Annotated in this window: 10 protein-coding genes; 9 read left to right on the forward strand and 1 reads right to left on the reverse strand. The window is 65.3% G+C overall.

The window, feature by feature from the left end:
- The first annotated feature begins 162 nt into the window (after positions 1 to 162).
- The 5 genes from GNK13_RS14360 to GNK13_RS14380 all read left to right on the forward strand — a co-directional run bounded on the left by GNK13_RS14360 (position 163) and on the right by GNK13_RS14380 (position 4,625).
- Positions 163 to 507: an EsaB/YukD family protein gene (locus tag GNK13_RS14360; RefSeq protein ID WP_164103240.1), complete on the forward strand. Its 345-nt coding sequence runs from the start codon at positions 163 to 165 to the stop codon at positions 505 to 507.
- Entirely contained in the window at positions 504 to 1,085 is a 582-nt protein-coding gene (locus tag GNK13_RS14365; protein ID WP_164103241.1) for a ubiquitin-conjugating enzyme E2, read from the forward strand. Before GNK13_RS14360 ends, GNK13_RS14365 begins: the two co-directional genes overlap by 4 nt.
- 5 nt (positions 1,086 to 1,090) lie before the next feature.
- Positions 1,091 to 2,326, forward strand: coding sequence for a ThiF family adenylyltransferase (locus GNK13_RS14370; protein ID WP_164103242.1), 1,236 nt, complete (start codon positions 1,091 to 1,093; stop codon positions 2,324 to 2,326).
- Positions 2,323 to 3,813 carry a Mov34/MPN/PAD-1 family protein gene (locus tag GNK13_RS14375; RefSeq protein WP_164103243.1) on the forward strand — a complete coding sequence of 497 codons (1,491 nt, stop codon included), beginning with the start codon at positions 2,323 to 2,325 and terminating at the stop codon, positions 3,811 to 3,813. Before GNK13_RS14370 ends, GNK13_RS14375 begins: the two co-directional genes overlap by 4 nt.
- A gap of 68 nt (positions 3,814 to 3,881) precedes the next feature.
- Positions 3,882 to 4,625, forward strand: coding sequence for an RING finger protein (locus GNK13_RS14380; protein WP_164103244.1), 744 nt, complete (start codon positions 3,882 to 3,884; stop codon positions 4,623 to 4,625).
- Between the two features lie 107 nt (positions 4,626 to 4,732).
- Here GNK13_RS14380 and GNK13_RS14385 read toward each other — a convergent pair whose 3' ends face one another.
- Positions 4,733 to 5,167: a bis(5'-nucleosyl)-tetraphosphatase gene (locus GNK13_RS14385; protein ID WP_164103245.1), complete on the reverse strand. Its 435-nt coding sequence runs from the start codon at positions 5,165 to 5,167 to the stop codon at positions 4,733 to 4,735.
- Between the two features lie 248 nt (positions 5,168 to 5,415).
- Here GNK13_RS14385 and GNK13_RS14390 point away from each other — a divergent pair, with 248 nt between their 5' ends.
- The 4 genes from GNK13_RS14390 (at position 5,416) to GNK13_RS14405 (ending at position 11,123) form a co-directional block, all read left to right on the forward strand.
- Complete coding sequence (locus GNK13_RS14390) at positions 5,416 to 5,754, forward strand: P-II family nitrogen regulator (RefSeq protein ID WP_164103246.1); 339 nt, start codon at positions 5,416 to 5,418, stop codon at positions 5,752 to 5,754.
- A gap of 59 nt (positions 5,755 to 5,813) precedes the next feature.
- Positions 5,814 to 8,447 carry a [protein-PII] uridylyltransferase gene (glnD, locus tag GNK13_RS14395; RefSeq protein WP_164103247.1) on the forward strand — a complete coding sequence of 878 codons (2,634 nt, stop codon included), beginning with the start codon at positions 5,814 to 5,816 and terminating at the stop codon, positions 8,445 to 8,447.
- Between the two features lie 512 nt (positions 8,448 to 8,959).
- Complete coding sequence (locus GNK13_RS14400; protein WP_164103248.1) at positions 8,960 to 9,706, forward strand: hypothetical protein; 747 nt, start codon at positions 8,960 to 8,962, stop codon at positions 9,704 to 9,706.
- Between the two features lie 403 nt (positions 9,707 to 10,109).
- The gene (locus GNK13_RS14405; RefSeq protein ID WP_164103249.1) at positions 10,110 to 11,123 is read left to right on the forward strand and encodes an ROK family protein; all 1,014 of its coding nucleotides are present in this window, start codon (positions 10,110 to 10,112) and stop codon (positions 11,121 to 11,123) included.
- Positions 11,124 to 11,247: the final 124 nt, after the last annotated feature.

Genomic DNA, 11,247 nt, shown 5'->3' on the forward strand with positions numbered 1-11,247 from the left:
TCGAGAACCGGGGGCTAGCGCCCGGCGGCTGATGAATAATCCGGGCTAGCGCTCGGCGGCTGATGCAATTCGGGCCACTCCCCGGCGACTCTGGTTACCAAGAATCCGCCCCGGCTGACGAATCACCACGATCCCCTGTCCCTCCTACGCGAAAGGTCGAGCATGGTTTCCAGCGATCCTCCACGCGACGCACCTCCCGGCGTTCGCGTGACGTTTCTCGACCAGACCGGTGCGAAATCGGTGGAGGCGATGATTGCCCCTTCGGTCACCGTGGCCCGCATCGTCCCGAATCTAATTACCAAGCTGAACCTGCCCGTCACCGGCCCCGACGGCCAGCCGATGACCTATAGCCTCGACCACAAGGAAGGGGGACGGCGGCTGCGCGAGGACGAGTCGCTGGTCGAAGCGGGAGTCGCGACTGGCGATCACTTGATCATCTACCCGGAGATCGTCGCTGGGGCGGGCCCGGCGCTCCCGACTTTACGGATCCCGTGGAGCCCTCGATGACCACGCTCGGCCCTCGCCAGCGGCGGCTGGCTAGCGATCGCCAGCGGCTCGAAGCGCTCGCCGAGCAGAGCACGATCTTCAGCTTCACGACGCCCGCTCCGCTTCCGCGAGACGGCGCGGCGGAAGTCTACCGCGTCCGCTTTCGCGGTCCGAGCTTGCAGGCCAGCTCGCACCGCGGCCAGCTCGAGGTCCGGGGGATCGACGAGCATGAAGTGCTGATTCAGTTGGTCGCCGAGTATCCGCGGAGCGCTCCGCACATGCGGTGGCTCACCCCGCTGTTCCATCCTAACGTGAGCGCTGCCGGTGCGGTCTGCCTGGGTGGCTGGGGCACCCACTGGGCTCCGAGCCTGCAGCTCGATCGGCTCTGCGAGATGCTCTGGGACATGCTCCGGTTCGCCAACTACGACACCCGCAGCCCCTACAACCAGCAGGCCGCGGCGTGGCTGCTCGCCCAGCGAACCTACCGCTTGCCGCTCGACCCGCGGGAGCTTCGCGATTCCGCCTCGCGGACTGCCGGCCCTGCGAGCGCCGACGCCGCTCGAATCGCACCGCCCCCCGATATCCTCTTTCTCGACTGAATGCCTTGAACGACGCCGCTCCCGAGCTGCTGCGAATCGACGATGGCGACCGCTTTGAATCGCTGCGGCTGATCCCTTGGTGGGACCAGGAGCGGCTGTCCCGAACGCGGATCCTGGTGGTCGGCGCCGGGGCGCTCGGCAATGAAGCGATCAAGAATCTCGCGCTGCTCGGCGTGGGGCACCTGGCCGTGGTCGACATGGATACGGTCGAGTCCTCGAACCTCTCCCGCTCGGTCCTGTTTCGCGCCTCCGACGCGGGGCGACGGAAAGCCGAAGTCGCGGCCGAGCGGGCGGCAGAGATCAATCCGCAGATCCAGATCACTCCGCTAGCGAGCGATGTGCTCAGCGGGGTTGGACTCGGCTGGTTTGCCGATGCCGACATCGTCCTCGGCTGCCTCGACAATCGCGAAGCCCGGCTATGGGTCAACCGCTGCTGCTGGCACGTGGGAACACCTTGGATCGACGCGGGAATCCAGGAGATCAGCGGCGTCGTGCAAGTGTTCGTGCCGCCCGACGGCACCTGCTATGAATGCGGGATGAAGCAAGCCGATTACCGCTTGATCAACCTCCGCTACTCCTGCCCGCTGCTTCGCCAGGAAGATGTGCGGCGGGGACGCGTTCCCACGACTCCCACCATCGCCTCGATCATGGCCGGTTGGCAAGTCCAGGAAGCGCTCAAGCTGGTGCACGCCCAGTCGACGTCGGCCTCCTCGGCGATGGTCTTTCACGGGATGACCAATCACGTCTATCGCACCAACCTGCCGCGCCACGAAGCGTGCCTCAGCCACGATCCGTGGGATCCGGCCGAGCGATTGCCCGAAGTCACCGCCGAGTCGACCGCTGCCGAGCTGTTCGCCGCAGCCGCCCGAGCGGTGAACGATGCCCCGCTTCGCCTGCGACTCCATCGCGACCTCGTCCGAGGGTTCGCCTGTGGTGGGTGCGGCCACGAGCAAACGCTGCTGCAAGGGTTATTGGCAACGCGCGCGAGCGAAGCGGTCTGCCCGAGCTGCGGAGCGACGATGACCGCGGAGATCGTCGGCGACGTCGCCACCAGTGCGGCGGAGCTGAGCGAGAAAAAGCTCTCGGAGCTGGGGATTCCAGCGGCGGACATCGTGACGCTCGAGTTCGCTGCCGGCCCACGGCGGTTCCGGCTCGCCGACCCGACGTTCGCTCCCACGGGCTCTCTTCCGGGCGCTCCCTCGGAGGAGGCGGCCTCGCGGTCCGGGGAGGCGGAGCCATGAGCGGCTCGACCGACGATCTCGAGTTTGGGGAAGTGCAAGAACACCTCCCCGAACCGCCTCCGCTGGCTCCGGATCGCAACGGCCACCTGGCGACCGCCGCGATCGTGCGGACTCTCCCTACGCAAGAACCAGCCTCACCAGCCCCCCCGGCGACCCACGTCTCGATCGCCCTCGAAGCTTTTCTCGACATGCAGCAACACGCTGCAGAGAACACCAGCATCGAGCTCGGGGGGCTGCTGCTCGGTCGCCGCGGTCAGCACCCCGACGGGACTCCCTGGGTGATGATCGTCGATTCGCTCCGCGCTCGGCACTACCGGGCCACTCGCGGCAGCTTCCGCTTCACGCACGAGACCTGGGCCGATCTGAACGCCCGGCGAGCCGAACTTCCCGAGTCGACGGAAATCGTCGGCTGGTATCACACCCATCCGGGCTGGGGCGTGTTCCTCAGCGACCAAGACATCTTCATCTGCGACCATTTCTTTGCCCATCCCGACGACGTGGCGCTGGTGATCGATCCGACCAGCGGCGACACCGGGCTGTTCGTGCGCCGCGGCAGTCCTCGCGACCGCCCGCCCCAACGGCTCGACGTGTACCAGCTGTACGCGCACCGCCGGCGCGAGACCGAACTGGCCGCCTGGGCCGCCTACTTCTCCGGAGTTGGAACCATGTCCCCTGCCTCCTCCATTCCCGAACGCCCTCTCGGATCGAACCGCACGGCCGCGTTCCCCTCGCTCCAAACGCCACCGATAATCGTGACGACCGGAGGCGACGCGTCTGGACCCACTCGCGGCTGGATGGCTCTGGCCGCGGGACTGCTCGGGGGCCAGCTGGCGATCCTGCTCGCGATCCTGGTCGCCCTCTCGAGCCGTCCCGATCCCGCACCGCTCGCGGCCGATCCGGAACCGTCCCCCTCGGAAGCGATCCGGATTCGCGAAGCCGTGGTCGACGAGCTGATCGGAAAGATCGCCAGCGACGGCCCCACAGAGGCTGCCCAGTCGTGGCGCGAGACGGCGCTGGCGAACGAACAACTTCGGGCGACCAATCTGGGGCTGCTCTCGCGGGTCGACACCTTAACCACCGAACTGCAGACCGAGCGTCAAGAACGTCAGCAAACCCAGCAAAAGCTGACCCGCTCGACGCAGCAGTTGGACCAGGCGGAGCGCCAACTGGCCGACCTGCGGGCCGATCTGCGGGCCGATCTAGCGGCCGCTTCGGCAGCGAACGATCCCGCGGGCGACGCCCCTTCGGACGATTTCTCCCCAGCAACCTTGACCACTCCCTGGCTCGACTGGCGAGCGGCACTCGCCGGAGCGGCCGGTGGTCTCATCGTCGGCTGGCTGGTCACCGCGCTGGCCACCCGGCGAAAATCTCAGCAAGACTTTCAGCGGGAATCCCAGCAGGAATCCCAGCAGGAATCCCAGCGAGAATCCCAGCGAGAATCCCAGCGGGCGACCGCAGCCGCGACCACTGAACCTCCAGTGCACTGAACCTCCAGTGCACTAAACCTCCAGCCGACCGTGCTCCTTTTTCCTCTGTTGTCCCTTGAGAACGTGCCGTGAACGGGTGGATTCTCACCGCCATCCTGCTGGCGATCTTCTTTTGGTGCCTTGTGCGGATCGGGCCCCGCCGAGCCGAACGCACGCTCCGCCGGTTGGCCCGCGAGGCTGGCGGTCGCTTTCTCAACGGCGGCGTCATCACCCCGAACACCGTGGTCCTCCACCGCGGCGGGCGCGAGCTGCGAGTTTTCCTCCGCTGCATCTCCTGGTTCGGCACTCGCTACGCGGCCGAATTTCGCGCCCCGTGGGGGCAGGGCCGTCCGAGCGTCGCTTGGTCCACGCCGACGCGCATCCGCTTTTCCGATTCTGGACCCACTCAACCCATCGGGACGATGGATCCGGCGAGCGGCAGCGAGCAGCTGCGAGAAGTGGCACGTCGGCTCGAGTCGACCGCAGCCATCGAGTCACAGTGGGTGTGGGTCGAAGCGTCGGGTGGACATTTTTACTCCCAGGCCATCCTGACGACGGGCGAGCTCGCCCCGGTGACCGCGTGGTTTGCCACAACGGTCCAGCTCTACGATTTGATGATGGCCGAGACGGAAGCGGGGATCGCCTTTTCCCCCACCCGACCCGGCAACGCTGGAGCCGAGGCAAGCTGCCAAGTCTGTGGGCTCCCACCGGCGGCGGAAGAAATCATCTATTGTGAAAAGTGTGGCGCTCCCCACCACGCGGATTGCTGGCATTATAACCGCGGGTGTGCGATCTATGGTTGCAAGGATTCGCCGATTTCCCGACGCCGCTAACAACGGGACTCATTATTACCTAGGGTCTGCTTCAACGGAAATCTAACAACTCCTAGGCGGATTCCAGTATTGTAAGAGTCCCGCTGAGTTCGGCCCCCGCGCAATACTCACGGCCGCTGATACTTGAGAAACTTTTCAACTTCTTCCAGCAGCGGATCGATCGTTTGCGACTGAATCGCATGCGGCGGTTCCCAGTCAAACCAGCGGGCCTCGTCGTGCTCGGTACAGCCGATATTGCGGGGCTGGTCGATCCAGGCCAAGAAGTAATGCACCTGCTTAAGCCGCTCGGCCTCGTCCTCCGGATAGCGGACGAGATACTCGACGAGGAAGCGAAAATCGGGATCGAGCTGGACGTCGCTCGGCTCGAGACCCGTTTCTTCGGCCATTTCCCGAAGCGCCGTCTGCTCGAGCGTTTCGTGGGGATCGGCGTGTCCCTTGGGCAAATCCCAGCGATCGGGATGCCGCATCAACAAGAACTGCCGGGGTTCGGCACGGGTCATCAGCAGAACCCCAGCAGCGATTAGTGGCTCGTTCTGGTCCATAGCGGTGTCTTTCGCTTGCATCTCACTTGCTACCGTTGCGTTAGATTTTTTGCCGGTGAGCGATTCGTCATTGGTATGGAATGCAGGTTGAAAGGTCGAGTGGGCGCTGAGCCCATAGCCTGTGGGGAAACCTTCTACAGGAGAACCTATAGAGGGCAGATGACGACGCGACGATGCCTGGTTATACTCGAACTCCAGTTCTGGCACGGCCCTCCGCGGCCCTGGGTTGACACGAAGGATAGCGCACCGTGAAGAAAGTCGAAGCGATCGTCCGCCACTTCAAGCTGGAAGACGTCAAAAACGCCCTCACCGAACATGGCATCCACGGCATGACGGTCAGCGAGGTGCGGGGATTTGGTCGTCAGAAGGGGCACACCGAGATTTACCGCGGCACCGAGTACGCGGTGGACTTCGTTCCCAAGGTCAAGATCGAGGTCGTGTGCAGCGACGCCAATCTGCCGGCGGTGGTGGACACGATCCTGCAGACCGCCCAAACCGGCCAGATCGGTGACGGCAAGATCTTCGTGACCGACCTCGCCGACTCGATCCGGATTCGTACCGGCGAGCGTGGCGAAGACGCCCTTTAAGAAGAGTCCCTCGAGGCAGAGTCTCTGTAGGAAGACGCCTTCGCTTACCGCGAGCCACCATGGCGGCCCCTTCGCTCTCACCAGCCATTCTCGCAGCCCGCGAGCGACTGCGGGAGGGGCGGCGGAAGCTTCGGGAGTCCCATGAACGGGGCTCTCCCGGAGTGCAGCTGACCCACCTCCAGACCGACTTGGTCGACGGGGTGATCCTCGAGCTGTTCGATGCGGCGGTGGCCGATCTGGGACTCGAGGAGATCGCATCGCAGTTGACCCTGATTGCCCACGGGGGCTATGGCCGCCGCGATCTGGCGCCATTCTCCGACGTCGATCTGATGCTGACGCCGCTCCGCCGCGTGGAGAAATTGATCCAGCCGCTGGCCGCGCGGCTCAGCCGGGATATCGTCGACGCGGGACTCGATCTGGGCTTTTCCGTCCGCACGCCGGCCCAGGCATGCCAGTGGGCATGGAAGGACACGACCGTCTTCACCTCGCTCAGCGAATCTCGGTTTCTCGCTGGCAGCGTGCATGTCTTCGGCAAATTTTTCCACAACTTGCGGCTCGGATCGATGCGCCGCGACCGGCGGTTGATTCGCGAGGTCTATCAGGCGCGGCGGGATGAGCGGAGGCAGTGGGGCGACACGGTCTACCTGCTCCGCCCGAACGTCAAGCGCTCCCGCGGCGGGCTCCGCGACATCCAGCTGATCCGCTGGCTGGGTTTTGCTCGCTACGGCGACACGGACCTGGAAAAGCTGGTCCAGCTCGGTGCCTTGCCCCGCGAGGACTACACCCGGCTGCGGGCCGCCTTGGCGTTCTTGCTGCGACTTCGCAACGAGATGCACTTCGACAGCGGCCGCAGCCAGGACATTCTCGACCGGACCGCGCAGATGCGGATCGCCGAACGGTGGGGGTACCAGGGCGAGACGGGCAAGCTGCCGGTCGAAGAGTTCATGCAGGATTATTTTGAGCACACCCGCGAGGTCCGGTATGCGGCGGCCCACTTCGCCGACACGACCCAGTACCGCTCGCTGAGCGTCAGCTCGATCGATGTGCTGCTCAGTCGGCGGATCGGCGAGGACTTTCGCGTCGGCCCCTACCACATCTGGATCCGCGAGAAGCGGCTCGCCGAAGTCGCCGGGAATGTCACCGGCGTGCTCCGCTTGATGGAGCTCGCCAATCGCTTCGAGCGGCGGATTTCCCATCGCACCTGGCAGGCGATCCGCGATGCGATGCGGGGCCGCGAAGTCGGCCGCCCCGACGCCGAAGCGGCCAAGCAGTTCCTCTCGCTGATGGACCGCCCCGGACATCTAGCCGACCTCCTGCGGCGGCTCCACGAGCTCCGCGTGCTCGAGCAGATCATCCCCGGGATGCGACACGCGCGGTGTTTGCTGCAGTTCAACGAGTACCACAAGTTCACGGTCGACGCGCATTCCATCCGGGCCGTCGAAGCGGCGACCCAGCTGGTCCATGATCCGGGCTTTGTCGGCGAACTGTATCGCGAACAGCCCAAGCTCTGGCTGCTCCACCTGGGGCTCTTGATTCACGACCTGGGCAAGGGCTACGAGCGCGATCACAGCACCGTCGGCCGCGAGATCGCCCGCGAGACGGGCCAGATTTTGGGGCTCAGCCAAGCGGACACCGAAAGTCTCGAGACGCTGGTGTTCCACCATCTGCTGATGAACCACGTCGCCCTCCGCCATGACCTGACCGATCCCAAGATCATCGAGAGCTTTGCGAAGTCGATCGGCTCGATCGAAGTCCTCGAGATGCTGCTGATCCATTCGATCTGCGACCTCTCGGCGGTCGGCCCCGACGTGCTGACCGATTGGAAGCAGAATCTGCTGGTCGAGCTCTACCACCGGGCCCGTCGCTATTTGACCGAGAGCAATTTCCCCGAGCACATCGACCGGCAACTCTCCGAAACCCGCGAGGCGGTCCGCGTCGAACTGCGAGCAGCCGACGCTCCGCCGACCGCCTTCTCGCTGCTCGATCAGCTCTCCGACGCCCTGATCGACCGGGCCGATCGAGTGGCGCTGGTCAGCGATCTACTCTCGGCGGCGGAGATCAGCGAGGAGGATCCGGTTCGCTGCTGGGGCCGTTTTTCCGAAGATCAGGACGCGACCGAGTACACCGTAGTGTTTCGCCAGGGAGAGCGGCCGATCGGGACCTTCATGCGGGTCACCGGCGTGCTGCTCTCGCAGGGGCTGGAGATCATGCGGAGCCAGATCGAAACCCTCCCTTCGAATCTCGCCTGGGACCGCTTCGTCGTCGCCGACCCCGATTTCTCAGGCCGCCCCCCCCAAGCTCGCCTCGACGACGTCTGCCGAGCGGTGGTCGAGGGCCTGCAGTCGTCCTCGCCCAAGCCGCTGAAGTTCCGCCGCGTCTGGCGAGGCCGCGGCGGAGGACCGGCCGACGCGGTGCAAATGCTTCCCTGCCGGGCGACGTTCGACAACACCACCTCGGAGCGGTTTACGGTCATCACGCTCTACGCCTACGACCGCCCCGGCTTGCTGTATGCCCTGGCGCAGGTGCTCGCCGAAGCCGAGCTGGTGCTGCACTTCGCCAAAATCGCGACCCACCTCGACCAAGCAGTCGACGTGTTCTACGTCGCCGAGCTCGACGGCAGCAAAGTCGAGGACGAGGAGCGGCAAGTCGAGATCCGCTCGCGGCTGATCCAAGCGGCCGAACGGGATCGCTAGCCGCGGCTCAGGAAAGCGGACGCATCACCCTCCCCCCGGGAGGGTCGCGAGGAACGAGCGGGGAGGGTGATGCGCGACGTAGAGCCTCCACTTGGCGAGATCCAGCGGGCCCTCCCCGGGCCTGAGAGCCCGACCCTCCCGGGGGGAGGGTAAGAGTGAAGCCCCGTTCCGGCAGCGTCCTGCTGCGCCGGTGCGTGAAGGGTTGACGGCGATAGCGATCGCGCCTCGTCGGCTCGCGGAAAGTTCTCCCACTCGGGGCTGAAATCAGTTGCCGCGGCGGTTCGGCGCGGCAATGGTTTGGTGGTGTGAAAGCCACACCCACTCTCTAGGTTCTCCCGCCGCGGCACCGACCCGCGGTTGAATGTGGTTCACGTTACCACGGGCACTGGGCAAACGAACCTGGCTGGAGCCAAGCTCGACGAAGCAACCGGTAGCGCATTGCCGCTACCGGTTGCGCCGTTCGAGCTTTGCTGATCCGCCTCCTCCCGTCCGCTTTTTTCCGGGATTCGATCATGCCTCTCAGAACGCTCGGTTTGGCATGCGCCGTGGTCGTGCTCAGCAGCCCGCTCGCTCGCGCTCAAGTCAACTTCGACGATCTTTTCAATTCGCTCGCCTTCAGCGACGAAGCGGCTCCCGTCGAGCCTCCTTCCACGCCCGAGGCGTCTGCCTCCGACGCCTCCTCCGACTTGCCCCCCGCACCACCAGCCGAACCGCTCCGCTCGCCCGAACCGCTCCGCTCGCCCGAACCGCTTCGCTCGGTGGAGCCACTCGCGGCCGGAGAGCTGGATGCCACGGAGCGGAGCTTGCTCGATCTGCCCACCGCTCCGCCTCACGAACTGCCCACCGCTCCGTCGTCCGCTCACTCCATCGATTTCGATGCCCTCCTGAGCGACTGCGACGAGGCTCCCACGCGGCTCTTCTCTCCTCCGCATCCGGGGCTTGTCCCCAGCGACAGCTACCACGGCGGCGGCCTTGTCCGCTCCGCTCCGCCAGCGGCTAGCGATGCAGGGCACTGCCCGTCGCTCGCCGGTTCCGTGCAGCCGACGCCGTGTCTCGATCGGCCGAACCTTCCGCCACCGACGACGCTCGAAGGCTACTACCGCACTCCGGCCTGCTATCGCGACCTGTGGGCCGGGTACCACCAGAAGCGGCTCGCCGACTGCCAGCACCATCACAAGCATCTGCATGGTCACTGCGACTGCTTCGGAAAGCATCTCGCCGGCGGCCCGGCAGCAGGTTGCGGGCGGTGTAGCGATTAGGCAGGCTCTGCGGCGGTCCGAGAAATTTTAGCGAGCTGCCACCCTCCAACGCCCGATACTATCAGCACCAAGGATTGGGAGGGTGGAACGAGCGGTGCATTCGTTCCAGCAATTGCAGGGTCGCGATGCGGCAGGGAGGGCTGCATCGCGACCCTCTTTTCGTTTCTGGCGAGCGGCCGCGCAAGGGCAAGCCGTGTGAGGGCACTAGCCCGCGGATTACCATGCCTCGGTTCTCGCCGAACGCTTCCGCTGCAGACTCCGCGGCTCGTCCGGGGTCTTCATCAGCCGTCGGCTCAGGGTTTTCTGACAGGGCTAGGATCAGGGACGCTCGGCAATTAAGTTCTGTCGCAGCGTTCGCTGAGACTTCTTTGCCCCCAACCGCCGCGTAAGCCGAACGAAAGTCATGAGTGAAGCAGAGGGACCGGTCTGGATCGGCTTCGACCTGGGCGGCACCAAAATGCTGGCGGTGGTCTTCGACGACGCACTCCGACCGCTGGCTCGCAAGCGTCGCAAGACGCGCGGCAACGAGGGAATTGAAGCGGGCGTCGAGCGGATCGGCTCGACGATCGATAAAGCGCTGGCCGAAGCGAACGTCGATCCGTCGCGTGTCGTGGGCATCGGGATCGGCTGCCCCGGTCCGGTCGATCCGGTCTCGGGCACGATCTACACGGCCGTCAACCTCGGTTGGCACAACGTCCCGATCGGCCAATTGCTGGCCGCCCGCTACCAGTGTTCGGTGGCGGTTCTGAATGACGTCGACGCGGGGGTCTACGGCGAATACTCCTGCGGGGCCGCCCAAGGCTCGCGGTGCGCGGTGGGGATTTTTCCCGGCACCGGAATCGGCGGGGGGTGCGTCTACGAAGACAACATCTTTCGCGGCCGCGACATCACCTGCATGGAGATCGGACACACCCGGATCAGCAGCAGCAACCGGTTCAGCGGATTTGCGTTGACCGGAACCCTCGAAGCGGAAGCCAGTCGGCTGACGATTGCCGCCGACGCCGCCAAAGCGGCTTTTCGGGGCGAGGCGCCGCATCTGCTAAAACACGCCGGCACCGATCTGGCCGACATCCGCAGCGGAGCTTTGGCCGATTCGATCGCCGCGGGCGACAAAGTCGTCCGCCGCTTGGTCGTCGACGCGATGGAAGCGGTGGGGATGGCGGTGGTCAACATCGTCCACCTGATGGCGCCGGACAAGATCGTGCTCGGCGGTGGACTGGTCGAGGCGATGGAGGAGCTGATCGTCGGCACGATTCGCAAGACCGCCCGCCAAAACGTGCTGGAAGCCTACCGCGACCGCTTCGAGGTGGTCCCGGCGAAACTCGGCGACGACGCGGCGGTGATCGGCGCTGCCGCCTGGGCCAAGAAACAAGCTCCCGCTCCGCCAGCCCCGCCCGCCGCACCGACGACAGCCTAGGCCGGTAAATCGTCGCCTAACGTTGTGTCAAATCAGCCGCCACGCGCTAGCCCGGATATTTCATCCGCTGATCAGCGTAGGTATCTAGCGCGAGAGCCTTAGTTCCGGTAGACATTGGAGTTAC

Origin of the sequence: Candidatus Laterigemmans baculatus (genome assembly GCF_010367455.1) — a bacterium.
Lineage (GTDB): Bacteria > Planctomycetota > Planctomycetia > Pirellulales > Pirellulaceae > Laterigemmans > Laterigemmans baculatus.